Annotated in this window: 25 protein-coding genes; 14 read left to right on the top strand and 11 right to left on the bottom strand. The window is 57.9% G+C overall.

All coding sequences use genetic code 11. The annotated features are described in order from the left end of the window. Positions 1-14: 14 nt before the first annotated feature. Complete coding sequence (locus AC27VJ_RS03580) at positions 15-785, bottom strand: phosphoadenylyl-sulfate reductase (protein ID WP_488682818.1); 771 nt, start codon at positions 783-785, stop codon at positions 15-17. Between the two features lie 226 nt (positions 786-1,011). Here AC27VJ_RS03580 and AC27VJ_RS03585 point away from each other — a divergent pair, with 226 nt between their 5' ends. From AC27VJ_RS03585 to AC27VJ_RS03610, 6 genes are all read left to right on the top strand, one after another. After that, positions 1,012-1,452 (top strand): RrF2 family transcriptional regulator, encoded by a 441-nt coding sequence (locus AC27VJ_RS03585; RefSeq protein WP_488682819.1) that lies wholly within the window; start codon positions 1,012-1,014, stop codon positions 1,450-1,452. Positions 1,453-1,455: 3 nt separating this feature from the next. Then, positions 1,456-1,659 carry a hypothetical protein gene (locus AC27VJ_RS03590; RefSeq protein WP_488682820.1) on the top strand — a complete coding sequence of 68 codons (204 nt, stop codon included), beginning with the start codon at positions 1,456-1,458 and terminating at the stop codon, positions 1,657-1,659. 53 nt (positions 1,660-1,712) lie between these two features. Next, on the top strand, positions 1,713-2,738 hold the full coding sequence (locus tag AC27VJ_RS03595) for a sulfate ABC transporter substrate-binding protein (RefSeq protein ID WP_488682821.1): 1,026 nt from the start codon (positions 1,713-1,715) through the stop codon (positions 2,736-2,738). A 134-nt stretch (positions 2,739-2,872) separates the two neighbouring features. Next, positions 2,873-3,730: a sulfate ABC transporter permease subunit CysT gene (cysT, locus tag AC27VJ_RS03600; RefSeq protein WP_113086037.1), complete on the top strand. Its 858-nt coding sequence runs from the start codon at positions 2,873-2,875 to the stop codon at positions 3,728-3,730. Then, positions 3,723-4,598: a sulfate ABC transporter permease subunit CysW gene (gene cysW, locus AC27VJ_RS03605; RefSeq protein ID WP_488682822.1), complete on the top strand. Its 876-nt coding sequence runs from the start codon at positions 3,723-3,725 to the stop codon at positions 4,596-4,598. The genes cysT and cysW overlap by 8 nt, the downstream gene beginning before the upstream one ends. Positions 4,599-4,609: 11 nt before the next feature. Continuing rightward, positions 4,610-5,647 (top strand): sulfate/molybdate ABC transporter ATP-binding protein, encoded by a 1,038-nt coding sequence (locus AC27VJ_RS03610; protein ID WP_488682823.1) that lies wholly within the window; start codon positions 4,610-4,612, stop codon positions 5,645-5,647. Positions 5,648-5,904: 257 nt separating this feature from the next. On the opposite strand, the gene AC27VJ_RS03615 is transcribed toward AC27VJ_RS03610, so the two are convergent. From AC27VJ_RS03615 to AC27VJ_RS03635, 5 genes are all read right to left on the bottom strand, one after another. Then, positions 5,905-6,270 (bottom strand): HVO_A0114 family putative DNA-binding protein, encoded by a 366-nt coding sequence (locus AC27VJ_RS03615; RefSeq protein ID WP_353576131.1) that lies wholly within the window; start codon positions 6,268-6,270, stop codon positions 5,905-5,907. Further along, on the bottom strand, positions 6,267-6,548 hold the full coding sequence (locus AC27VJ_RS03620; protein WP_488682824.1) for a toxin-antitoxin system TumE family protein: 282 nt from the start codon (positions 6,546-6,548) through the stop codon (positions 6,267-6,269). Before AC27VJ_RS03620 ends, AC27VJ_RS03615 begins: the two co-directional genes overlap by 4 nt. A 64-nt stretch (positions 6,549-6,612) precedes the next feature. After that, a complete protein-coding gene (locus AC27VJ_RS03625; protein ID WP_488682825.1) occupies positions 6,613-7,614 on the bottom strand; it encodes an NAD(P)H-quinone oxidoreductase in 1,002 nt (333 codons plus the stop codon). 113 nt (positions 7,615-7,727) lie between these two features. Next, positions 7,728-9,530, bottom strand: coding sequence for a GGDEF domain-containing protein (locus tag AC27VJ_RS03630; protein ID WP_113086033.1), 1,803 nt, complete (start codon positions 9,528-9,530; stop codon positions 7,728-7,730). A gap of 161 nt (positions 9,531-9,691) precedes the next feature. Further along, positions 9,692-9,928, bottom strand: a complete 237-nt coding sequence (locus tag AC27VJ_RS03635; protein ID WP_488682826.1) for a ribbon-helix-helix domain-containing protein — start codon at positions 9,926-9,928, stop codon at positions 9,692-9,694. Positions 9,929-10,392: 464 nt separating this feature from the next. Between AC27VJ_RS03635 and betI the strand changes: the two genes are divergently transcribed. From betI to betA, 3 genes are all read left to right on the top strand, one after another. Then, the gene (gene betI / locus AC27VJ_RS03640; RefSeq protein ID WP_113086031.1) at positions 10,393-11,019 is read left to right on the top strand and encodes a transcriptional regulator BetI; all 627 of its coding nucleotides are present in this window, start codon (positions 10,393-10,395) and stop codon (positions 11,017-11,019) included. A gap of 16 nt (positions 11,020-11,035) precedes the next feature. Then, positions 11,036-12,499 (top strand): betaine-aldehyde dehydrogenase, encoded by a 1,464-nt coding sequence (gene betB, locus AC27VJ_RS03645; protein WP_488683180.1) that lies wholly within the window; start codon positions 11,036-11,038, stop codon positions 12,497-12,499. Positions 12,500-12,848: 349 nt separating this feature from the next. Continuing rightward, a complete protein-coding gene (gene betA / locus AC27VJ_RS03650; RefSeq protein WP_488682827.1) occupies positions 12,849-14,501 on the top strand; it encodes a choline dehydrogenase in 1,653 nt (550 codons plus the stop codon). A 3-nt stretch (positions 14,502-14,504) separates the two neighbouring features. On the opposite strand, the gene AC27VJ_RS03655 is transcribed toward betA, so the two are convergent. Next, entirely contained in the window at positions 14,505-14,804 is a 300-nt protein-coding gene (locus AC27VJ_RS03655; protein ID WP_488682828.1) for a type II toxin-antitoxin system RelE/ParE family toxin, read from the bottom strand. Continuing rightward, on the bottom strand, positions 14,801-15,076 hold the full coding sequence (locus tag AC27VJ_RS03660; protein WP_488682830.1) for a YlcI/YnfO family protein: 276 nt from the start codon (positions 15,074-15,076) through the stop codon (positions 14,801-14,803). The genes AC27VJ_RS03655 and AC27VJ_RS03660 overlap by 4 nt, the downstream gene beginning before the upstream one ends. Before the next feature lie 131 nt (positions 15,077-15,207). On the opposite strand from AC27VJ_RS03660, the gene AC27VJ_RS03665 reads away from it, so the two are divergent. Continuing rightward, positions 15,208-16,581, top strand: coding sequence for a chloride channel protein (locus AC27VJ_RS03665; RefSeq protein WP_488682831.1), 1,374 nt, complete (start codon positions 15,208-15,210; stop codon positions 16,579-16,581). Here the strand turns inward: AC27VJ_RS03665 and AC27VJ_RS03670 are convergent. Further along, complete coding sequence (locus AC27VJ_RS03670; protein WP_353576139.1) at positions 16,548-17,303, bottom strand: DUF3750 domain-containing protein; 756 nt, start codon at positions 17,301-17,303, stop codon at positions 16,548-16,550. The two genes, AC27VJ_RS03665 and AC27VJ_RS03670, sit on opposite strands and share 34 nt — an antisense overlap. 73 nt (positions 17,304-17,376) lie before the next feature. Between AC27VJ_RS03670 and AC27VJ_RS03675 the strand changes: the two genes are divergently transcribed. Next, a complete protein-coding gene (locus tag AC27VJ_RS03675; protein ID WP_488682832.1) occupies positions 17,377-18,378 on the top strand; it encodes an asparaginase in 1,002 nt (333 codons plus the stop codon). Here the strand turns inward: AC27VJ_RS03675 and AC27VJ_RS03680 are convergent, their stop codons facing one another. Next, entirely contained in the window at positions 18,379-19,038 is a 660-nt protein-coding gene (locus tag AC27VJ_RS03680) for a glutathione S-transferase family protein (RefSeq protein ID WP_488682834.1), read from the bottom strand. Between the two features lie 335 nt (positions 19,039-19,373). Here AC27VJ_RS03680 and AC27VJ_RS03685 point away from each other — a divergent pair, with 335 nt between their 5' ends. After that, entirely contained in the window at positions 19,374-20,840 is a 1,467-nt protein-coding gene (locus tag AC27VJ_RS03685; RefSeq protein ID WP_488682835.1) for a sensor domain-containing protein, read from the top strand. A 177-nt stretch (positions 20,841-21,017) separates the two neighbouring features. Next, positions 21,018-21,218 carry a hypothetical protein gene (locus AC27VJ_RS03690; RefSeq protein ID WP_488682836.1) on the top strand — a complete coding sequence of 67 codons (201 nt, stop codon included), beginning with the start codon at positions 21,018-21,020 and terminating at the stop codon, positions 21,216-21,218. A 23-nt stretch (positions 21,219-21,241) separates the two neighbouring features. On the opposite strand, the gene AC27VJ_RS03695 is transcribed toward AC27VJ_RS03690, so the two are convergent. Further along, the gene (locus AC27VJ_RS03695; protein ID WP_488683181.1) at positions 21,242-21,700 is read right to left on the bottom strand and encodes a MarR family winged helix-turn-helix transcriptional regulator; all 459 of its coding nucleotides are present in this window, start codon (positions 21,698-21,700) and stop codon (positions 21,242-21,244) included. Between the two features lie 185 nt (positions 21,701-21,885). Between AC27VJ_RS03695 and AC27VJ_RS03700 the strand changes: the two genes are divergently transcribed. After that, the gene (locus AC27VJ_RS03700; protein ID WP_488682837.1) at positions 21,886-23,412 is read left to right on the top strand and encodes an MDR family MFS transporter; all 1,527 of its coding nucleotides are present in this window, start codon (positions 21,886-21,888) and stop codon (positions 23,410-23,412) included. Positions 23,413-23,418: the final 6 nt, after the last annotated feature.

Below are 23,418 nucleotides of genomic sequence, written 5' to 3' on the forward strand. Positions count from 1 at the left end.
TGTACTGATTTCAATTATCGTTGTGAAGCGGCGGATACCGTAGAGGCTTGGCGCTCCTCGGCCACATGCAGACCGCACTCGCGCTTCTCGTCATTTTCCCACCACCACCGACCGGCGCGTTCTGGTTCGCCGGGCTTGATGGCGCGGGTACACGGCTCACAGCCGATGGAGGGATACCCGCGGGCGTGGAGCGGATTGACGGGAATGTTTTCCGCTATGACATGCGCCTTGATCACATCGATATCCCAGTCCGCAAGCGGATTGATCTTGATCAGATTGCGCTCGGCATCGAATTCGGCAAAGGGCGTCGTTGCCCTGTTGCCTGACTGGCCACGACGAAGGCCAGTAATCCAGAAACTTGCACCATCCAGCGCTTTGGCCAGCGGCACCAGCTTGCGTACATGACAGCAGGCATGGCGAGCCTCGACGCTGTCATAAAATCCATTCAGACCATATTTCGCAGCATAAGCGTCGATGTCATCCTGCTCTGGATAAAAGCGCTTGATGGTGATGTTGTAGCGCTCTTCGGTCTCGCCGATCAGCGTCACGGTTTCTGCAAACAGGCGTCCCGTTTCCAGTGTCGAGACGTCGATTGGCAGGCGATGTGTGCCTATTGCGGCGGTGATGACCTGATCCTCGATGCCGAGGCTCGTTGTGAAAACCGCTCGTCCACCCAACCCGGCAACAAATGCAAGCCGCCCGGCTAGATCAAGGCTGGCGAGCGTTTCATCGAGCGATGCAACATCATGGCTGGAAAGACTATGCGATGGGGTGTTGATGGTCATTTCACGGGTCCGAAACTCTACTGCTTCGAATAATCCCTGAAATGCGGGTTTTTTGACAGGAATGGCTATGCTTGTGCATGGCCTTGGGGAGCAAATATCTCTCTTGCACGTAAGTTACGCGCAAAAGAGTCCCAGTCTGGCGAAATCAGTCCCGATTTGTGTTCGTATAAAAACTGCGCTAATCGAAAAAAGCAACCCCATTCATGATATTTTCGGTAATTTTAGTATGATTTCCCAAAAGGCGAAATATGCGTTACGTGCGCTGCTGGCGTTGGCGAGAGCCGACGGGAACTGTCCTGTGCAGATTTCCGATATCGCCCGCACCCAGGCCATCCCTAAGAAGTTTCTGGAGCAGATTCTTTTGGAACTGAAGCGCGCGGAGATCGTCACCAGCCGTCGCGGCAAGCAAGGTGGCTATCTGCTTCAGCGCCCGGCGACAGAGATATCATTCGGCGAAGTGCTTCGGCTGATAGATGGGCCGGTGGCGCCGCTGCCGTGCCTGTCGCAGACGGCTTACCGGCGCTGCGAGGATTGCGACGGCGAAACGCAGTGCGAAATCCGCCACGTCTTTGCGCAGGTGGCAGATGCGACGCGCAACATTCTCTTCAACACGACGATTGCAGATGCCATCAGCGGTGCCGATGTGGCCGAGCTTCTGACCGCGTAAACCTTGAGCGACACGGAAAAATTATCCCTGATGACGGATTTTTTCATCCGTTCGCGGCGAAAATACGGTAAAAATACGAACTGGTTTTGCGTAAAGCCCTGCATTTCTATGGCACTTGTTGCGCATTTTCAGCATGCGGCGTTGCATTTGTTGCCGCTGGTGCCAAGCGAAGGGAAACACTTTTGCGATCGTGATCGCCCTGATTGACCAACTCTACTGAACCGGTAGTGTTAAGCGCAATGCATCTAGGAGGGATACCGATGTCGAAACTTCTTTCCAGCCTCAGCGCCGTAGCGCTCAGCCTGTCAGTCACTCTCGGTGCTGTCGGAATGGCCCGCGCGGAGACCACGCTTCTCAACGTGTCCTATGATCCGACCCGCGAACTCTACAAGGACTTCAACGAAGCCTTCGCCAAGAAGTGGAAGGCCGATACCGGCGAGGACGTCACCATCAAGCAGTCGCATGGCGGCTCCGGCAAGCAGGCCCGGTCGGTCATCGATGGTCTTGAGGCCGATGTTGTCACACTGGCCCTTCAGAGCGACATCGACGCCATCGTTGCCAATGGCGGCAAGATCAACAAGGACTGGCGCACCCGCCTCCCGCACAATTCCTCGCCTTATACCTCGACAATCGTCTTCCTCGTCCGCAAGGGCAACCCGAAGGGCATCCATAACTGGGGTGACCTCGTGAAGGGCGATATCCAGATCGTGACGCCGAACCCGAAGACATCGGGCGGTGCGCGCTGGAACTATCTGGCCGCATGGGCATGGGCTAACGAAGAGTACAAAGGCGACAAGGACAAGATCAAGGCCTATGTCGGTGAACTCTACAAGCGCGCTCCGGTGCTGGATACGGGTGCACGCGGCTCCACGGTCACCTTCGCACAGCGCCAGATCGGTGATGTGCTGCTGGCGTGGGAAAACGAAGCCTATCTGGCGGGTGAAGAATTCGGCAAGGACGCCTTCGACATCGTCGTTCCGCCGATCTCCATTCTGGCAGAGCCGCCGGTTGCCGTGGTTGACGCCAATGTCGATGCTAAGGGCACCCGCAAGCAGGCCGAAGCCTACCTGCAATACCTCTATTCTGACGAAGGCCAGAACATTGCTGCCAAGCACTTCTACCGCCCGTCCAATCCGTCTGTTGTTTCAAAGGATTTGCTCAAGCAACTGCCTGACATCAAGCTCGTCACCATCGACGATCCGCAGTTCGGCGGTTGGGCCAAGGCACAGCCGGAGCATTTCGGTGATGGCGGCATCTTCGACCAGATTTACAAGCCCGCAAAGTAAGCGGATGATGTAACACGCCGAACAGGTCGCCCGCGCGTCCTGTTTGGATTGGAGACAAGATCGACCGGCCCCGAGCCGGTCGATGGCGCATAAGAGGGTGGCTGTCGATGGCCCCCATTTTACCCGGAGCCCTGATGAGCAAAACCCCATCGCCCGCAAAGTCGAAGTGGCGTCAGTCCAGCGTCTTGCCGGGATTTGGCCTGACGCTTGGTTACACCATCACCTACCTGTTTCTCATCATTCTCATTCCTTTGGCCGGTCTGGTCTGGTCCACCGCAAAACTCGGTTTTGCGGATTTTTTCGCCATCGCGACCGATAGCCGGACGCTGAATGCGCTGCGCATCTCCTTTACCACCGCCTTTCTGGCGGCCTTCGTCAATGCCATCTTCGGTGTGCTCATTGCATGGGTGCTGGTGCGTTACCGCTTTCCGGGCCGCCGCTTCGTGGATGCCATCGTAGATTTGCCCTTTGCGCTGCCGACAGCCGTTGCCGGTATTGCGCTGACCGCGCTTTATTCCAATCGCGGCTGGGTCGGCCAATTGTTCGAACCCTTTGGCATCAAGATCGCGTTTACGCCGACGGGCATCGTCATTGCGCTGATCTTCATCGGCCTGCCTTTTGTGGTGCGCACGGTGCAGCCGGTCATGGAAGAAATCGACCGTCAGGTGGAGGAAGTGGCCGCAACGCTGGGTGCCAACCGTTTCCAGACCATCACCCGCATTTTGCTGCCAAGCCTCACACCTGCCATTCTCACCGGTTTCGCGCTCGCCTTTGCGCGTGGGGTGGGGGAATATGGCTCGGTCATCTTCATTGCCGGTAACATTCCCTACGTCTCGGAAATCGCACCGCTTCTGATTGTCATCCGGCTGGAGGAGTTCAACTATGCGGCGGCCACCGGCATCGCCACGATCATGCTGATCATCTCGTTTGCCATGCTTTTCGTTATCAATCTCATTCAGGCGTGGAGCCGCAAGAGGTACGGTTATGCCTGATCACGCGCGCAGCCTTCCATCCACCAAGCCGTTCCGCGATCCCGCCAGCGAGGCTTTGCCTGCTCGCATCGTACTTATCGGGCTGGCCTTCCTGTTCCTTGCATTGTTCCTCGTGCTTCCGCTGGTCGCGGTGTTCGTCGAAGCGTTTCGAAAGGGCATCGGCTCATTCTGGGAAGCGATTGTCGAGCAGGATGCGCTATCGGCCATTCGCCTCACGCTTCTCGTGGCGGCCATTGCCGTGCCGCTCAACCTCGTCTTCGGTATTGCCGCTGCATGGTCGATTGCTAAATTCGAGTTCAAGGGAAAGGCGTTTCTCATCACGCTGATCGACTTGCCATTCTCCATCTCGCCGGTCATTTCCGGTCTCGTTTATGTCATCCTGTTTTCATCCCACAGCGTGCTTGGTCCGTTCCTCAAAAGCTATGGCATCGAAATTCTCTTTGCCGTCCCTGGCATCGTGCTGGCCACCATCTTTGTGACCTTTCCCTTCGTCGCGCGCGAATTGATCCCGCTGATGCAGGATCAGGGCACGGGCGATGAGGAAGCGGCCATTTCGCTGGGTGCATCCGGCTGGCAGACCTTCTGGTTCGTCACGCTGCCCAATATCAAATGGGGCCTGCTCTACGGCGTGCTGCTGTGCAATGCCCGCGCCATGGGTGAGTTCGGTGCCGTTTCGGTGGTTTCTGGCCATATCCGTGGTGAAACCAACACCATGCCGCTGCATGTCGAAATCCTCTATAACGAGTACAATATCGGCGCGGCCTTTGCCGTGGCGACATTGCTTGCGGGTCTGGCGCTCGTCACCCTTGTTCTCAAAACCATTCTTGAAATACGCTTTGGCGCGGGCAACGCCGCCGGCAAGCATTGAAGGGCATATCAATGGAAGTGAAAGTTTCCGGTATCACCAAGCAGTTCGACCGCTTTCCCGCCTTGAACGATGTGTCGCTGAACATCCGTTCTGGTGAGTTGATCGCACTGCTTGGCCCATCCGGCTCCGGCAAGACGACGCTGCTGCGCCTCATCGCCGGTCTGGAACAGCCGACGCAAGGGCAAATCTTCTTCGGTGACGAAGATGCCTCGCACCGTTCCGTGCAGGAGCGCAATGTCGGTTTCGTATTCCAGCATTACGCTTTGTTCCGCCACATGACGGTGGCTGACAATATCGGCTTTGGCCTCAAAGTCCGCCCATCCTCCAGCCGTCCGCCAAAGGCGGAAATTCGCAAACGTGTGTCGGAACTTCTGGATATGGTGCATCTCCAAGGTCTGGAAAAGCGTTATCCCAACCAGCTCTCCGGCGGTCAGCGTCAGCGCGTGGCGCTCGCCCGCGCCGTCGCCATCGAGCCGCGCGTGTTGCTTCTGGACGAACCCTTCGGTGCGCTGGATGCCAAGGTGCGCAAGGAGCTGCGTCGCTGGCTGCGCGAGTTCCATGACCGCACCGGCCATACCACTGTTTTCGTGACCCACGATCAGGAAGAAGCACTGGAACTGGCCGACCGTGTGGTCGTCATGAGCCAGGGCAAGATCGAGCAGGTCGGCACGGCGGATGATGTCTATGACACGCCCAACTCACCCTTCGTTTTCTCCTTCATCGGCGAATCCTCCAACCTGCCGGTGACGATCCGTGATGGCCATGTGCTGTTTCAGGGAGAAAGCATTGGCATTAGAGAGGCGAATGACGGCGAGGGCGATCTGTTCTTCCGCCCCGAAGATGTTGTTCTGACGGCTGAGAAGGACGCACTTTACGGCAAGGTCACCACCTGTCGCCGTCTGGCTGGCACGCGCATCGCCGAAATCGACATCGCCAACAACGGCCATGAGCCCTACCATCTGGAGATCGAAGTTCCACTGGACGCCTCTGTCGCCGTCGGCAACGAACTCCGCTTCCGCCCAACCCGCTGGAAAATCTTCCGCAAGTAGAAACGCGGACAAAGGAAAAGGGCCGCTTGGTTAGCGGCCCTTCCATGAGTTTGGTCGTTGTTACAGACCTGGAAACGTTTATCAACGTCCCGTTGGAAGGCGGATCAAGCCGAGGGCTGCCTCGTCAAAATCAAATCCTTTCCACTGTCACGCACCAAGACCGAAATCTCACTAGACATTGGATCACCTTCCTTTCGCTACGTTGAACATAAGAAGAAGGTAATACGATTCGCGGGGATTGCAAGGGGTTGGAAAACTCACGCCGCCTTTTCAGCCTTCATGTCGAACTCGAAATGAATGTTGTCGTAAGGAAATTCGACGCCGTTTTCGTGCTTGTCGATAATGCCCGCATTGATCAGCGTCGTGACATCCCGGTGCACCGCCTGCACATCACGGCCTACACGCCGCGCCACTTCGCGAATGGCGAGCGGGCCCTGGCCCACGAGGCTTCTGACAATACTCAGTCGCAAAGGCGCCAGAATACGATGCAGATCGTCGTAGCTGGAAAATTCGATGGATGGTGTCGCCTCTACCGCATTGCCGGAAAGGGCGAGCTTCCCAGCCGCCGCGAACCGCGCCTTCATATCGTCCATCGTGCTCAATCGTATCGTCAAACTCGTCATTTCAGAATCCTTTCCATGTCGGTTTGAAAGTCGTCGAAGAGCGCTTCAAGCGTGGTGAATATGATTGCTTCTTCACGACCACCGATGTGGCGATGGTCTCCTTTGCCGCGCTCATTGTCGTAGCGAAGAATGCACTCGCCATTCACGACAAGCGCCAATCGATATTTGAATGGATGGACGCTGCCGGGTACCGGCTCGGGCAAGTGCCATAACACCACTTCAAAAAAGGTCTTTTCATCAATGACCTTTCTGGATTTTTCTATCAACGTCGCACCCATGTTGTTATTGTTAACAACACAGCGGACTGTTGTCAATGATAACAACAGTCCGGATCATGTCTGATCAAGAAACCCGCATCACAATCTTCCCAATATGGCTGCTGCTTTCCATCAGTTTATGCCCATCCGCCACATGGTCGAAATCGATCACGTCGTGAATGACAGGCGCGATCTTGCCTGCTTCCAATAGCGGCCAGACTTCGGCCACCAACTCATCGCGGATCGCGCGTTTTTCGTCTGCTGTGCGCGGGCGCATGGTGGAGCCGGTGACGGTCAGGCGTTTGACCATGATGGGGCGCAGATCGACCTTTTCGGCAATGTTGCCGCCGAGAAAGGCGATGATCGAAAGACATCCGTCCTTGGCGAGCGAAGACAGGTTCTTGGCGAAATAAGAGGCGCCGATCATGTCGAGGATGACATCCACGCCCTTACCGTCGGTCTCAGCCTTGATGACCTCAGCGAAGTCCTCGTCGCGGTAATTGATCGCCCGCTTTGCGCCGAGCTTTACGCAGGCATCGCATTTTTCCTTGGAGCCAGCGGTGGCATAGACCTCTGCGCCGAACGCCTTGGCCAGCTGAATGGCGGTTGTGCCGATGCCGCTGGTGCCGCCGTGGATCAGCACGCTTTCGCCCTCGGTCAGCCCCGCCATCTGGAACAGATTGGCCCAGACGGTGAAGAATGTTTCCGGCAGTGCCGCCGCTTTCACGGCGTCATAACCCTTGGGGAAGGGCAGGGCCTGGCCCGCAGGCACGACGCAATATTCCGCATAACCGCCGCCATTGGCCAGCCCACATACATTGTCTCCGACGCTGTATTCGGTGACACCTTCGCCCAGCGCCACCACTTCACCGGCAATTTCCAGCCCCAGAACCGGGCTTGCATCCTTCGGTGCCGGATAGTTGCCCTGCCGCTGCGCCACATCCGGTCTGTTGATGCCCGCCGCCTGCACCTTGACCAGAATCTCACCCGCCTTTGGCGTGGGAACAGCGCCCTTTGCAAAGACCATCACTTCCGGTTCACCGAAGCTTGGCAGATCAACAAATCGCATCGTCGTGGGCAAAGTCATGGCGGGCCTCCATTGTGTTTCAATGGCAGGGAAACTAGGCGAGATGCCGCCCGGAGGGAAGGAGGCGTTTTGCCGCTACGGCGAAAGTTAGGCCATAAATCGGCGCTCGCCTCCTAATGCGCGTCGCCAGAACTGCGGATGATAAGGCCGGATTCGCTTTCCTTGGCAGCTTTCTTGATGGCCGCGATCTCGCCCCCGATCCGCTCAGGATTACCCAAAAGCAGGCCCCTGGGCAGTTGAAGCACGCCGATGGAGCAGCGAAGCAGCGCAAACTCACGTTCATTGCCAAAGCGGTCATGACCAGTGATCAGCCCTGCAGCCCGGTCTTCTTCCGAATAAAGCTGCACCACGTCGTCGTGGAAATCGCTGAGCAGACGCTCCAGAATTTCCGTCACCTCATCCTGCTGCCAGTCGCGAACGCCGATGAAGAAATCGTCGCCGCCAATATGGCCAAGGAAGCAATCGCCGGAGAAGAAATAACGCTTCATCAGTGCTGAAAACAGCGTGATGGCATGGTCGCCAACATGGAAGCCGTATTTATCGTTGAAGGGTTTGAAATTGTCGAAATCGCAATAGCAGAAGAAGCGGTTGTCATCGCTGTCGCCGCAGCTGGCTTCGATGAAGCTGCTGATGGCGCGATTGCCGGGCAGGGCCGTCAGCGGGTTCTGCTCCTGTGCAAGCTTCAACTGCTTTTCATTGATGACCTTGATGAGCGATGCAGCGGAAACCACGCCGATATAGCGCATATTCTCGGTCAAAATCACACAGGCGCTGCCGCCAGTATTGGCAAAGACATTCATCAACTGGTCCGCATCCGCATCCAGCCCGACAATCGGCGCGCCGTCCACGAAATGCGAAATCGTGCGTTCATAGACCTTGTTTTTCAGCAGGTCGCGGCCGAAGGGCTGGTAGATATATTCTTTCAGGTGATGCTCGTTGATAACGCCGCGCGGCTCACCATTGGCGTTGAGAACCGGAAAGAAGGCCTGCGCCGGGTTGCGGCGAAACAGCTCGAACACGCTGTCGATGGTGTCGTTTTCAAACACGGTTGGCAGCCGCTCGATCTGGCGGCGAATGAGGATTTCATCCAGCGTCTGGCTGCTGCGACGGGTCTCGCCCAGGTGCTGCAGATGCGGAAAGGCGCCTTGCAATTCACTGACGAAAGTGGTGGGCCGGGAAATAAACCAGCCCTGCACCAGATCCACACCATGTTCGCGGCAGGCCAGAAACTCCGCTTCGGTCTCGATACCCTCGGCAATCACCCGCACACCCAGCGTGTGGGCAATGTTGACGATGTTCTTCACCAGATGGCGCTTGCGCGGATTGCGGTCCATGCCATCGATGAAATAGCGGTCGATCTTCAGGTAATCGACCGGGAACTCGCACAACAGCTTCATTTCGCCATGGCCGACGCCGAAGTCGTCGATAGCCAGTTTGAAGCCTTCCTTACGCATACGGGCAATCAGTGCGCTGAACTCCGGCACGCTGGTATTGTCGAAACGCTCGGAGAGTTCGAAGCAGATGGAAGAGGGCGGTATCGAGGCCTTGGCCAGATGCTCCAGAAGCTTGTTCAGAATCGCATCGCCATGCGGAATAAGGCGAACATCGAGGTTGAGAAATAGTGTGGCGGAAGAGAACTCCGGCAGGGTGGAAAATTTGGCCAGCGCCCGGCCTGCCAGCATCTGCTCGACGGCAACCAGCTGGCCATCGGCTTCAATGTGGTCCAGAAGGTCCAGCGGGCTGGAAAAACCGATGCGATCGAAACCGCGCATCAGGGATTCGTATCCGAAAACAGTGCCTGTCGTGGCTTCGACAATCGGCTGAAAAGCCGTTTCAAGAACGAGTTTCGCCATGGAAGCCATTTGCCCGGTTGCAAATCGCCGTATGACGTCAGGGTCGATCGCCGTCGACTGCATGAATTTTCTCCACCATTGCGCCCATTTTTAAAGGCACTTTTTGGGTGGGAGAATGCTCGAAACTCCTCAACAAAAGCTTTCTGGCAGATGAAGCTTTCTTGAAGTTTTTATGACGCAACCGCGACGCGCTAAAATAGCTCTCATGCACAAGCCTTAACAGCTCAGGCGTGACGCCGTTTGAGCGAATGCGCAGCATAAAGTTCGGCTACATTCAGATGCTCACCGCTTGCATGTGCATCCGTGCCACTCTTGGTGGTGCCTTCCCTACCAGCAGTTTCCACCCACAGGCGAAGGGCGGCACGCACAACTTCGCTTCCCGAGGCGTAATCCCCGCTATTCACCGCTTCGCGCATCTTCGCGGCCTGCTCTGGGGAAATGGATACAGTCACCATTGGCATCGTGTCTCTCCCTATCATGGCGGTTCTCGTCCCTGACAATCATGTCGAAGCTGAACCGTCCTTGGCCATTTTATGCATCCGCTCCCGGCCAGTTGTGAGCGGACTTAAGTGGTTATTATATTAGCACATCTGTCATGCGCGCCCGAAGGAACGCCCACCTTCGTTTTCGGTTCCGAAGGAAACGTCGTTTTATGAAAATGAGAAGGGGCGGCAAAAACCACCGGGCTGCCTGTCACGGCGCAGACATGCAGCTGCGCTAGTGGACGCTGAAGGCTTTTCAAGCGAATGCAATCGGTCATGCCTGCGACCTTTCATTTGCCAGTTGGCGCGACCCTAGCACATTTGGGCGAGCGGGCAAAGTTTTCCGGCATGTTTGACATGGCGCAAGTCACACGATTGCGTGTCGCATTTATTATTGATTGATCAGTCAATCAATAATAAATTGCCTGTAAAGGAGAATGCCGATGCCGAAGCTTGGAATGGAACCGCTGCGCAAAAAGGCGCTGATGGATGCCGCATTGCGGGCCATCGGCCAGACCGGTTCGCTGAATGTGACCATGTCGGATATCGCCCGTGAGGCGGGTGTGTCGGCGGCACTGGCGCATCATTATTTCGGCAGCAAGCAGCAGCTTCTTCTGGAAACCATCCGCAGCCTGCTGCGCGCCCTTCGTCGCGATGCGATTGCGGCGCTGAGCCAGGCATCGGGCCCGCGGGCGCGGTTGAGCGCCATTGTCCGCGTGTCGTTCCAGAGCGATCAATTCACCAATGAAACCGTGGCCGCATGGTTGGCTTTTTACGTGGAGGCGCAGCGCTCTGAAGAAATGCGCCGCCTGCTGGTGACCTATACGCGCCGCCTGCGCTCCAACATCATGGATAGCCTCAACCGCCTCTGCCCGCCGGATGATGCCGCCCGCATCGCCGAAGGGGCCGCCGCGCTGATCGACGGGCTCTATATCCGCCACAGCCTGCAGGCCGCACCGCTCGGCCTTTCTGCCGCGCCTGCACTGGTGGAAAACTATTTCGACACCCAGCTCAAACCCTTTTCTGACGCGCCTTCTCAAGAGGGCAAGCCGTCCATTCGTATTCTCTGAGGACCTTTAGATGACATTGAAAGCCCAGCCGAAAGCCTCCCATTTCATCGATGGCGATTATGTCGAAGATACCGAGGGCACGGTCTTTGAAAGCATTTATCCCGCTACCGGCGAAGTCGTTGCAAGGCTGCACGCCGCCACGCCGGCCATCGTGGAACGCGCCATTGCTTCTGCCAAGAAGGCGCAGAAGGAATGGGCGGCGATGAGCCCCACAGCGCGGGGTCGCATTCTTCGTCGCGCCGCCGATCTCATCCGTGAGCGCAATCGTGCTTTGTCGGAGCTGGAAACACTAGATACGGGCAAGCCCATTCAAGAAACCATCGTTGCGGATTCCACCTCCGGCGCGGACGCTTTCGAATTCTTCGGCGGCATTGCGCCCTCGGCCCTGAACGGTGATTACATTCCGCTGGGCGGTGATTTTGCCTATACCAAACGCGTGCCGCTCGGTGTTTGCGTCGGTATCGGGGCGTGGAACTATCCGCAGCAGATCGCTTGCTGGAAGGCTGCCCCAGCGCTGGTCGCTGGCAACGCCATGGTTTTCAAACCCTCGGAAAACACGCCGCTTGGTGCCCTGAAGATTGCGGAAATTCTGATGGAAGCCGGGCTTCCCAAGGGTCTCTTCAATGTCATTCAGGGAGACCGTACGACAGGCCCGCTGCTGGTGGAGCACCCGGATGTCGCCAAGGTCTCGCTCACCGGGTCCGTGCCGACAGGCCGCAAGGTGGCCGCTGCCGCTGCCGGTCATCTCAAACACGTCACCATGGAACTCGGCGGCAAGTCTCCGCTGATTGTCTTCGATGATGCCGATATCGAAAGTGCTGTCGGCGGCGCGATGCTGGGCAATTTCTACTCCTCCGGTCAGGTCTGCTCCAACGGGACCCGCGTTTTCGTCCAGCGCGGCGCAAAGCAGCGTTTCCTCGAAAACCTCAAGGCTCGCACCGATGCGATGGTGATCGGCGATCCCATGGATGAGGCAACCCAGATCGGCCCGCTGGTCTCCAAGGCGCAGCAGGAAAAGGTTCTGGCCTATATTGAGAAGGGCAAAGCCGAAGGCGCGACCCTTATCACCGGCGGCGGCATTCCCAATCATGTGTCGGGCCAGGGCGCTTACGTGCAGCCCACCGTGTTTGCCGACGTGACCGATGGCATGACCATCGCCCGCGAGGAAATCTTCGGACCTGTCATGTGCGTGCTGGACTTCGACCATGAGGACGAAGTCATCGCCCGCGCCAACGCCACCGAATTCGGCCTCGCGGGCGGCGTCTTCACCGCCGACATCAACCGCGCGCACCGCGTGGTGGACCAGTTGGAGGCGGGGACGTTGTGGATCAACACCTATAATTTGTGCCCGGTGGAGATGCCGTTTGGTGGGTCGAAACAGTCCGGCTTCGGGCGGGAGAATTCGGCGGCGGCGCTTAATCACTATAGTGAGTTGAAGACGATTTATGTGGCGACGGGGAAGGTCGAGGCGCCTTACTAAATCCGTGCGCTCCCCTGCTAAGGGAGTATCGGAGTCAGTGGCTCATCCTCGTCCTTCGAGGCCCGTTTCACGGGCGCCTCAGGATGAGGATGAGAGCAAGCGTTTCGTCCTCCGTCATTTCACAACGCATGTTTTCAACTAGACAATGCAACGTCCCTCCACCTCATTTTTCGAGGCTCGTTTCAAGGGCACCTCAGGATGAGGATGAGAGCAAGCGTTTGCCCTCAGGCACCCTTTAGCAGCGCACGTTCGTCAACGAAATAAATGCACAACCTCTCTCCACCTCATCCTGAGGTGCCCGTGAAACGGGCCTCGAAGGACGAGGTGGCCACAGCAAAGAGCAACCACAATGCAACAAGCAGATTTCGTGATCGTCGGTTCCGGTTCCGCAGGCTCTGCCATGGCCTATCGCCTGTCGGAGGACGGCAAATATTCCGTCATCGTCATCGAGGCTGGCGGCTCCGACTTCGGTCCCTTCATCCAGATGCCCGCCGCTCTTGCCTGGCCGATGAGCATGAAACGCTACAATTGGGGCTACCACTCGGAACCGGAGCCGAACCTCAACAATCGCCGCATCACCGCGCCGCGCGGCAAGGTCATTGGCGGGTCGTCTTCCATCAATGGTCTTGTCTATGTTCGCGGCCATGCGGAGGATTTCAATCGCTGGGAAGAGCTTGGCGCGCATGGCTGGGCTTACGCCGATGTGCTGCCCTATTACAAGCGCATGGAAACCAGCCACGGTGGCGAAGAGGGCTGGCGCGGCACGGACGGGCCGCTGCATGTTCAGCGCGGACCGGTCACAAACCCGCTGTTCCACGCCTTCGTCAAAGCCGGTTCACAGGCCGGTTTCGAACTGACGGATGACTATAACGGCTCCAAGCAGGAAGGCTTTGGCCTGATGGAACAGACCATCCACAACGGTCGCCGCTGGTCCGCGGCCAATGCCTATCTGCGGCCCGCGCTGAAACGACCGAACGTCTCTCTGGTGCATGGCTTCGCGCGCAAGATCGTCATAGAGAATGGCCGCGCCACGGGTGTCGAGATCGAGCGCAGGGGCGGGGTGGAAACCATCCGCGCCAGCCGTGAGGTTATCGTTTCGGCCTCGTCCTTCAATTCGCCCAAGCTGCTGATGCTCTCGGGCATCGGCCCCGCCCAGCATTTGCAGGACATGGGAATCGAGGTCATCGCTGACCGTCCCGGCGTCGGTGCCAATCTTCAGGACCATATGGAGTTCTACTTCCAGCAGGTCTCCACCAAGCCAGTTTCGCTTTATTCATGGCTGCCATGGTTCTGGCAGGGTGTTGCCGGTGCCCAATGGCTGGTGACAAAGGGTGGGCTGGGTGCGTCCAACCAGTTCGAGGCCTGCGCCTTCCTGCGGTCCGAACCGGGCCTCAAACAACCGGATATCCAGTTCCACTTCCTGCCCGTCGCCATTTCCTATGATGGCAAGGCGGCGGCGAAAAGCCATGGTTTTCAGGTCCATGTCGGTTTCAACCTGTCGAAATCGCGCGGCAATGTCACGCTGCGCTCGACCGATCCAAAGGACGATCCGGTCATCCGTTTCAACTATATGAGCCACGCCGAAGACTGGGAGAAATTCCGCCACTGCGTGCGCCTGACGCGGGAAATCTTCAGCCAGAAAGCCTTCGATGATTATCGCGGCCCGGAAATTCAACCGGGCGAGGGTGTGCAGTCGGATGAGGACATCGACGCATTCCTAAGGGAACATCTGGAAAGCGCCTATCACCCCTGCGGCACCTGCAAGATGGGTGACCGCAACGACCCGATGGCCGTGGTCGATCCCGAATGCCGTGTCATCGGCGTGGAAGGACTGCGCGTCGCCGATAGCTCGATCTTCCCGCATGTCACCTACGGCAACCTCAACGGCCCCTCGATCATGACGGGCGAGAAGGCGTCGGACCATATCCTAGGCAGACAGCCACTGCCGCGCTCCAATCAGGAGCCGTGGGTCAATCCGCGCGCGGCGGTGAGTGATCGGTAGGGATCAGTGGTAATCGTCTTCGCGCTGGTGGCGGATGGCGAGGATGGTGATTTTTTCTGAAGTCTCAACTTCAAACAAGACGACATATCCTGAAGATCCAAATGGAATGATCAACTCACGCAAGAAAGGATTTTCGGGATCGACCTTGCGGAAACTCATCGGGAAATCACCAAGCGCGCTGATGCCCTTTTGGATGGCATTGTATGCGCGCTGTGCAGCGTACTTATCGTAATCAAGAAGATATCTGTAGAGGCGGGTAATATCATCGCGCGCTTTGTCTGCGAGAAATATTTGATACGTCACTGCTTGTTGTCTTCCGCAAGCTTTGCATCCAGCATGGATTTCAGTTCTGCAAGAACATCTTCCGCCCGATGATAAATTCCCGTCCGCTTCGATTCTTCTCTTGCAGCAAGCCCACGCGCAATAAACTCCGCCTGGGATTTGCGAATTTCCACCTGTTGGCGAACGGCCTCTTCCATGAAAGCGGACAGCGTTTCGCCGTCCTTTAAAACACTCTCGGCCCGGTCGCGAAATTCGGGCTCGACGCGGAGGGACGGCATCGTTGCGGTTTTCATCTGGCAACTCCATGCATTGCAATTGCGATGCGTGATCCTGCTCCATTCCGTGGCAATTGTCAAAGACGAGGTTGCAATCACGGCGTCGCAGGTCGATAAGTGAGCCTTCCCCGGACGACAGAAAAGTTGCCATGCCTTCCAAATACAAGAAAATGAAGATGTTTCGCCGCTCTCGCGTCATGTGGGGTTCGTGGCGGATATGGAAGCCGCGTGCGGTGTTCTGGACCGGTGCTCTGGCCGTCGGTGTCATCAGTGTCGCCTTTGCGAAGATGGCGGATTGGGCGCAGCACCTGTTCTTTTCCGTCACATCGTCGGGGCAATGGGCCTTTCTTCTGCCGCTCATCATCACGCCGCTCGGCTTTGCGCTTTGCGCGTGGCTGGCCATTACCGTGTTTCCCAATTCCGGCGGCAGCGGCATTCCGCAGGCCATTGCGGCACGGCATTTTCATGACGATGAAGATCGCTCACGTCTGTTGTCTCTGAAACTGGCGGTGGGCAAGATCGTGTTGACCATTGCCGGGCTGCTGTCGGGAGCATCCATCGGTCGTGAGGGGCCGACGGTACAGGTGGGCGCGTCGATCATGCTTCAGGCCGCACGCATCGGCGGCATGGCGCAGGCGAGGGGCTTGATTCTGGCCGGTTCTGCCGCAGGCATCGCCGCTGCTTTCAACACGCCTTTGGCAGGTATCGTCTTTGCCATCGAGGAAATGAGCCGTACCTACGAGTCGCGCTCCAACGGTCTGGTGCTGACCGCCGTTATTCTGTCGGGTCTCGCATCGCTGGGACTAGTCGGAACCTACACCTATTTCGGAACGAGCAACGTCGTGGCCCAGACGGCGGCGGATTGGGGACTGGTGCTGATCTGCGGCATTGGCGGCGGCGTGTTCGGCGCGCTGTTCAGTGCCGGTGCGCTCAAAGCCTCGCAACGCATTCGTCGCTGGAGTCACAGCGTGCCGTTAAAGCGGATGTTGATCGTGGCCGCCGGTTGCGGTCTGGCCTCCGCCATCATCGGTGTGGCAACGGGTGGCGCGACCTTCGGCACGGGTTATGAGCAGGCGCGCTCCGCCATCGAGGGGCAAGCCGCTCCGACATTCTTCTTCATCGAAAAACTGGCCTCAACCTTTCTTTCGATGATGTCAGGTATTCCCGGCGGTATTTTTGCGCCATCGCTGTCGGTGGGTGCAGGTTTCGGCAGCACGGTGTCGTCCATTCTCGGCACCAGCATCGGGCTCGGCGCGATACTTGGCATGGCAGGATATTTCGCGGGCGTGGTTCAGGCACCAATGACGGCTTTCGTCATCATTCTGGAAATGACCGGCAACCACGAAGCCGTCATTCCCATCATGGCGGCGTCCATGCTGGGTTATATAACGTCGCGCATGATCTCAGCAGAGCCGCTGTATCACGGCCTGTCCCGGGTCTTCATCGCGCAGGGCATTCGCGCCAAGCGCGCGCACCGTAGCGGCGATGATCACACACCCAGCCGTGAGCCCGTACCGAAATAACCCAGCCCCGGTATTTTGATGCCGGGGTTCATGACGTCGATACCGGCGACCAGCCCGAGGAAATTGACCTCCAAGCCACTGCGTTGACCGGCTGACACGCCAAAGAAGCCGCCGAGTGAAAGGCTGATATCCTTCCAGTCATCGGCAACGTGGATGAATTCGCCATTGGGCAGGTAATCGCGGCCCACCGCATCCGGCGGCAACACGACGCCGAGTTCCGGCACGCTACGCAGCACATGGGCCACGAAGGTGTTGGAGTTGGGACCGGGATAGATGCGATAACCGCCTGCCTTGCCATAGGGGTAATCGGCAATGGCTTTTTGCATTTTCGGGATCAGCTTTTCGGCTTCCTCGCCGTGTAGCTCCACCACAAGGCGCGGCATGTTGGAATACCAATAGGCGTCCGGAGCATAGGCGTTACGGCGAATGGGCGTGCCCCAGCCGACCTTGTCGTAGCGCTCATAGCTGTCGGCCCCTTTCTCCTTCATCACGATCCAGGCATGGCTGGCAATCGAGCCTTTGAAGCCGCCAGTCATGGCGGAATAGACATAGATCGCCGCTGGCTTGTCCGCTGGTGCCTCGGGCAGAATACCGGCGGAAGACCAGCGCGCATTGCGATAGCCGGTCGGGTGCTCTTTCATGACCCACAGGCCAGCCGAAGCCAACGCGGGCAGCAGGTAGATAATGAGAATGGCAAGCAGCAAACGTTTGGCAAGTTTCAACTGTGGGCCTCGTGCATCGATAAGAGAAGTTGGATAGAACAGTCTCAATTTCGTATTTTTTGAGGCCATGGTCATGCACAACCCCGTTACCGTCGAAGTCACCAGAGGAAATCTCGTCGAAAGCCGCCATCGCGGCATGGCCGTGGTGGTCGATGGGGATGGCGCTGTCCTGTTTTCCGCTGGCGATATTGAAAGCGGCGTGTTTCCACGCTCCGCCTGCAAAGCCATGCAAGCACTGCCGCTGATGGAAAGCGGGGCTGCGGATGCTTACGGCTTTGGCAACCAGGAACTGGCGCTCGCCTGCTCCTCGCATTCTGGCGAAGATGCGCATGTGCAACTCGCTGCCGCGATGCTGGCCAAGGCGGGAAGGGATGTCGAGACGCTGGAATGTGGCGCGCATTGGTCATCCGACCAGAAGACCATCATCCATCAGGCCCGCACGCTGGATAAGCCAACGGCCCTGCACAACAACTGCTCCGGCAAGCATTCCGGCTTCGTCTGCACCTGTGTCCACACGGGCACTGACCCGAAGGGCTATGTCGGCTATGACCACCCGCTGCAGCAGGACATCCGCGCGACGATGGAGAGCCTGACGGGCACGGCGCTTGGCCACGACAATTGCGGCACGGATGGCTGCTCCATTCCCACTTACGCCGTGCCGCTGAAAAATCTGGCGCATGGCTTTGCGAAGATGGCGACGGGGCAGGGGCTTGAGGCAGGTCGGGCCAAAGCCTCCCGCCGCCTGATCGATGCCTGCATGGCGGAGCCCTTTTACGCGGCCGGAACGGGCCGTACCTGCACGCGGTTGATGGAACTCGCGCCCGGCCAGATCTTTGCCAAGACGGGTGCGGAAGGTGTGTTCGTCGCGGCCTTGCCGGAACAGGGCATCGCCATAGCGGTGAAATGCGAAGACGGCACCACGCGTGCCGCCGAAGCGATGATTGCCGCGCTTCTGGCCCGCTATTCCGAAAAGGACAGCGCCCGGCAGCAGGCGCTGTTGGGCATGGCAAACCGTTCCATGAAGAACTGGAACGGCATCCATGTCGGCGATATCAGGGTGACGTCGGCGCTGTGATTACGCCACTTCGCTGTCGCGGGCGCTCCACATGGCCTTGAAGGCCGGGCGGGACTGGCAGCGTTCCAGCCAGGCCCGGACAGCTGGATTGGCGTCGAACAAGGGCACATGCGCCTGCGCATAACGCACGACTTCGGCGGCGTTGATGTCTGCGACGCTGAAACGGTTGCCGACCAGATAGTCATTGCCGGACAGATGCTGCTCGAGAACCTTGAACGGGCGGCGCAGCATGCGGGCCGCAACCTCGATCACGGCTTGGCCGGCATCGGTGCCTGCCAGCCCCTCGGCCACGGTGGAGGAAATCTTCAGCGCATTGGTTTCGATTTCGGTCGCAGCAAAGAAGGACCACTGCATCATCAGCGCGTCTTCGGCCAGATCGGCAGGCGCAAGCGCCGTGCCATGCTTGCGGGCGAGATACATGTTGATGGCCATGGATTCGTAGAGAACCATGCCGTCATCCTCGATGCAGGGAATGGTGCCCATGGGGTTGATTGCCAGAAAGGACGGCGTCAGCGTGTTGATTGGCGCCTCTGCGGCCAGCGGATCGGTCACGCGTCTGGCCTGAATGACAGGCACATGGCGGAACTCGAGCCCGAGTTCTCCCGCCAGCCAAAGTGTGCGCGTGGCGCGAGAGCGATAAACCCCATAAATCGTCAGCATTCCAGATCCCCTTCAATTGCTGGAGGGCAACCTATTGCTGCCGCTTGCAAAACGGAAGCCGGAATAGTGATGGGATAGCCGATTTTTTCTTAAAGCTCTGTGCATCTTTCGATTGCATTTAAATCGAATTAGAGCTATCTGCGGCTATATTGCACCAATATTGTTCACGCATAAATATATTTCCCGTTACAGACAGTGTTACGACTCATTTTAATGGGGCATAAGTATTTTTGCTCCATGGTCGTGCAAGCTGAGCTGTTACCGTGAAGTATGGCATTCAGTCGCAAGAGCAATTGCAAGCAGGAAAGACTGGGTTCGGTAGGGGTTGTTGCGCGATGCGTGAAGAAAATGGCGCTCGTTCGTTTGGCGTGCAAGCATTGGCAACGGATTTTCTGACGAACGGCCTTGCGGATGCAAGGCTGGCCTATCTGCTCAACAATATTCCTGAAATGGTCTTCCTCAAAGACATAGATGGTTACTACACTTATATGAATGCGGCAGCGCTCGCCTGTCTTGGGCGCCCTGCCGATTTCATGCAGGGACGCCGCCTTACCATTTATGACATGGCACCACCCGATGTCGCACGCCGGATCGACGTGATGGATCGTCACATCATGACCACGGGCGAGGGTCTTTATGAGGCCGAAGAACGTGCGGCGATGGATGGCCATGTGCGATGGTACTCCGGCACGCGTATTCCTATTCGGGACGACAAGGGCGAGATCGTTGGTCTCGCCGGTATTTCCCGCGATATCACCGCCGCCAAATGGCAGGAGACGCTTCGCCACAGTCATGCAGCACTTCTGGAAATGATCGTACACGGCCAGCCGTTGACGACCATACTGGAAGCCGTGGTCAACACGGTGGAGAACATGCTGGACAATCTCACCGGCTCCATTCTGCTGCTGGAGCAGAACCGGCTGTGGAATGGCGCGGCTCCCTCTCTTCCCGATAGCTATACCTCGTTGATCAACGGCGTCGAAATCGGCCCGGGTATCGGCTCGTGCGGGGCGGCGGCGTGGCACCGCGAAGCCGTCTATGTCAGCGATACGTTTCAGGACCCGCGCTGGACGGAATCCGTCGATGTCGTCATGCGCTATAACCTTCGTTCCTGTTGGTCCACACCGGTCCTGGGCAATGGCGGCGTGCTGCTGGGCACCTTCGCGCTGTATTCCGGCACTGTGCGTATGCCGACCGATATCGAAAAAGAAATCATCGATATGGCGACCAACATCGCCGGTATCGCCATCGACCGCCGCCGCGCCGAAGAGCGCGTGAATTTCATGGCTCACCATGATCCGCTGACGGGGCTTTCCAACAGAAACCTGTTTTGGAGCCAGTTCCGCCGCGCCATTCATGAGGCCAGACGCGAAGACCGGCTGGTGGCCATCACCTATATCGATCTCGACAATTTCAAGCAGATCAACGATGTCCACGGCCATGCCGTGGGGGATGAGGTTCTGCGTAGCCTGGCAGAGCGCATCACCAGCTGCATTCGCGCATCCGATATCGCCGTGCGGCTGGGTGGCGATGAATTCGCCATCATCTTCAGCAACCCCAAGCATGATGAGCCCGGCATTTTGCGGAGGCTGGAAGCCATTCGTCAGCGCGCGGCAGAGCCGATTGCGCTGGAAAGCGGCTCGATCAGCGTTACCTGTTCCTCCGGCACGGCCTTCTACCCCGGTGATGGCGAAACACCGGAAGCCCTTCTGGCCAAGGCCGATGCTGCCATGTACGAGGCCAAGAAGCAGGGCCGCAACAGCGTGCGGGTCTTCGAGCAGACGTTTGGCGATGGCATCTGACGCCTGCGGCACATTGCCTCAACGTTCAGAGAAATAGCACAAGTTACTGAAATTAAATGATTTAATATACTCTCGAAATAACCGGGGTTTGCGCCGTGCTGCCCGGATTTGATCTTGCGCAAATCGAGCAATCCCGGCCCGTTCTAATCTGCCTCCATCAACCCGATGGAAGTTCCTATGACCAATACCGACACCATTTTCGATGCAATCTCGACCCCGGTTTATGCGGGCGCAGCTATCGTGCTGCTGCTATCTGTCCGCCAGATGGAAGGCTGGAGGGCTAAGCGCGGTCACCATGAGAAGCCGGATGCGGCGCGGCGGGATGGGCCAGTCAGAGTTCTGCGGGCAGCGCAAAGTCGGAAAGCGTCGGCGTTCTGAATATTGCGTGGAGTTTCTCCCGCCTAACGGCTCTCCAGCGCTTTTGCCGTCAGAGCCAGGGCATCCGGTGCGAGGCGCTTTTCGAACCGACCGATGAACCGGTCGAACAGCCGCGAGAAATCCGCCACGTCCTGCTCTGGCCAGTCGCTGACGACTTCGCGGATAATGCTGAGTTTGGCGCTGCGCATTTCTTCCAGAATGCTGAGGCCGAGGGGCGTGATATCGATAACGCTGCGGCGGCCATCCTCTTGCGAGGCCTCCCGTTTCAACAGACCGCGCCCCACCATTTCCGCCACCACCCGGCTTCCGCGCGATGGGTCGAGACGAAGCGCTTCGGCAATGGCACCAACCGTCGCAGAGGTGCCAGCACGCTTGACGATATCCAGCACATCGATATGCGAAAGCTCCAGCCCCGGTGCCAGCTTGGCAATGGCCATGCGGCCAATCACACGCCGCCCGATCATCAGGCGCATACGTGTCATGGTGTGGCTGATATCCAGCACGTCATCGCGATCGGTGTTTTCACACTCTTTCGACAGTGATGCGTGCTCGTTCATATCTGCGATTCCCCGATAATTTCACCCACCATAGCACAGACACAGAAATGTGCCATTGACATATATGTGCGAAAGGCACATAAATTACCCATCAAGCGTGAGACCCTCCCATGGATATGTCCGTTACGCCTGTGGCGCCCCTCGTCGCGGATCGCCGTCGCAGGCTTGTTGTTTTCTTCTTTCTGATGTTTGCCATGTTCATGGCGACGCTCGACAACCAGATCGTATCGACGGCTTTGCCGACGATCGTGGGTGAGTTCGGCGCGCTGGAACGTTTCGGCTGGATCGGCTCTGCCTATCTCTTGGCAACCAGCGCCGTCATGCCTGTTTATGGCAAGCTGGGCGATCTTTTCGGGCGCAAATACGTCATGATGGCCGCCATCGTCATCTTTACGCTGGGCTCGCTCGCCTGCGGGCTGGCCTGGTCGATGGATTCGCTGATTGCTGCGCGCGTGCTGCAAGGCCTCGGCGGCGGTGGCATCATGGTGTCGATCTTTTCCGTCAATGCCGATCTGTTCGAGGCACGGGAGAGGGCGCGTTACCAGAGCTATTCCAGCCTCGTTATCATGGCATCGGGCAGCGTCGGGCCAATCCTCGGCGGCACGATGAGCGACCTGTTCGGCTGGCGCTCGATCTTCCTCATCAACCTCCCCATCGGCATCATCGTGCTGACAGGCCTTGCTTTTCTTCTGCCCTATCGTCGCCCGGAACGTCAGCCCAAGATCGATTATCTGGGTGCTATCCTTCTGGCGCTGACAATTTCCAGCGTCGTGCTGTGGGCGGATAGTTCGCAGCTCTTCGGTTCGATCTTTGCCTGGAAGAGCCTCTGCATCGTCGCCTTTGCCGCCATCACAGCCTATTTGTGGGTGCAGGTGGAGCGTCGCGCGCCGGAACCTGTCGTGCCGCTGCGGCTGTTCAAGGACAGCACCTTTCCGCTGTTCATGGTCATTTCGCTGGTCAGCGGCGGTCTCGGTATCGGCATGGTCAACTACTACGCGCTGTTCCTGCAAACGACGACCGGGCTTTCTCCATCGTCTGCCGGCCTGTTCTTCATTGCCGTCACCGGCGGTATCGTTATGGGCTCTTTGACAGCGGGGCGGCTGATTTCCAAAACGGGCAGCTACAAGATATTCTCCGTCATCAGCCTGTCCATTGCAGTGTTGGCCATGCTGTCGCTCTCGCAAATGCATGCGGGAACGCCGCTCTTCGTCATTGCCATCATCCTGTTCGCACAGGGGCTCGGCGTTGGCCTTGGCCAGCAGGCACCGATCATCGGCGTGCAGAATTCGGCGCCAAAGGCAGATATCGGTGCAGCCAGCGGCGCGGTCTCGCTGACGCGCATGGGTGGGGCGGCGATTGTGATCTCGATCTATGGCGCGATCATTTCGGCCAATCTCAAGGGCGTCGGTGTGGATATTCCCGGTGTCGGCAAGATACAGGAACTGACACCCAAGATGCTGGCAGAACTGCCTGCCGCATCGCAAAGCGCTGTCGCCAATCTCTATGCGGGTGCCTTCACGCCGCTGTTTTACGCGGCGGCAGTCACCGCAGTCATCGGCCTCGTTGCAGCACTGGCCTTGAAGAACGTCAGACTGCCCGCAGCAGTCGTCGAAAAGCCGGTCGCGGCAGTCGAATAAGGCCAG

Source organism: Agrobacterium sp. 20P9.1.2, from assembly GCF_057799395.1.

Excerpts from the sequence above, each read along its gene's own strand:
- AC27VJ_RS03580 (WP_488682818.1), bottom strand. The coding sequence starts at position 785 with ATGACCATCAACACCCCATCGCATAGTCTTTCCAGCCATGATGTTGCA.
- AC27VJ_RS03585 (WP_488682819.1), top strand. The coding sequence starts at position 1,012 with ATGATTTCCCAAAAGGCGAAATATGCGTTACGTGCGCTGCTGGCGTTG.
- AC27VJ_RS03595 (WP_488682821.1), top strand. The coding sequence starts at position 1,713 with ATGTCGAAACTTCTTTCCAGCCTCAGCGCCGTAGCGCTCAGCCTGTCA.
- cysT (WP_113086037.1), top strand. The coding sequence starts at position 2,873 with ATGAGCAAAACCCCATCGCCCGCAAAGTCGAAGTGGCGTCAGTCCAGC.
- cysW (WP_488682822.1), top strand. The coding sequence starts at position 3,723 with ATGCCTGATCACGCGCGCAGCCTTCCATCCACCAAGCCGTTCCGCGAT.
- AC27VJ_RS03610 (WP_488682823.1), top strand. The coding sequence starts at position 4,610 with ATGGAAGTGAAAGTTTCCGGTATCACCAAGCAGTTCGACCGCTTTCCC.
- AC27VJ_RS03615 (WP_353576131.1), bottom strand. The coding sequence starts at position 6,270 with ATGACGAGTTTGACGATACGATTGAGCACGATGGACGATATGAAGGCG.
- AC27VJ_RS03620 (WP_488682824.1), bottom strand. The coding sequence starts at position 6,548 with ATGGGTGCGACGTTGATAGAAAAATCCAGAAAGGTCATTGATGAAAAG.
- AC27VJ_RS03625 (WP_488682825.1), bottom strand. The coding sequence starts at position 7,614 with ATGACTTTGCCCACGACGATGCGATTTGTTGATCTGCCAAGCTTCGGT.
- AC27VJ_RS03630 (WP_113086033.1), bottom strand. The coding sequence starts at position 9,530 with ATGCAGTCGACGGCGATCGACCCTGACGTCATACGGCGATTTGCAACC.
- AC27VJ_RS03635 (WP_488682826.1), bottom strand. The coding sequence starts at position 9,928 with ATGCCAATGGTGACTGTATCCATTTCCCCAGAGCAGGCCGCGAAGATG.
- betI (WP_113086031.1), top strand. The coding sequence starts at position 10,393 with ATGCCGAAGCTTGGAATGGAACCGCTGCGCAAAAAGGCGCTGATGGAT.
- betA (WP_488682827.1), top strand. The coding sequence starts at position 12,849 with ATGCAACAAGCAGATTTCGTGATCGTCGGTTCCGGTTCCGCAGGCTCT.
- AC27VJ_RS03660 (WP_488682830.1), bottom strand. The coding sequence starts at position 15,076 with ATGAAAACCGCAACGATGCCGTCCCTCCGCGTCGAGCCCGAATTTCGC.
- AC27VJ_RS03665 (WP_488682831.1), top strand. The coding sequence starts at position 15,208 with ATGCCTTCCAAATACAAGAAAATGAAGATGTTTCGCCGCTCTCGCGTC.
- AC27VJ_RS03675 (WP_488682832.1), top strand. The coding sequence starts at position 17,377 with ATGCACAACCCCGTTACCGTCGAAGTCACCAGAGGAAATCTCGTCGAA.
- AC27VJ_RS03680 (WP_488682834.1), bottom strand. The coding sequence starts at position 19,038 with ATGCTGACGATTTATGGGGTTTATCGCTCTCGCGCCACGCGCACACTT.
- AC27VJ_RS03685 (WP_488682835.1), top strand. The coding sequence starts at position 19,374 with ATGCGTGAAGAAAATGGCGCTCGTTCGTTTGGCGTGCAAGCATTGGCA.
- AC27VJ_RS03690 (WP_488682836.1), top strand. The coding sequence starts at position 21,018 with ATGACCAATACCGACACCATTTTCGATGCAATCTCGACCCCGGTTTAT.
- AC27VJ_RS03695 (WP_488683181.1), bottom strand. The coding sequence starts at position 21,700 with ATGACACGTATGCGCCTGATGATCGGGCGGCGTGTGATTGGCCGCATG.
- AC27VJ_RS03700 (WP_488682837.1), top strand. The coding sequence starts at position 21,886 with ATGGATATGTCCGTTACGCCTGTGGCGCCCCTCGTCGCGGATCGCCGT.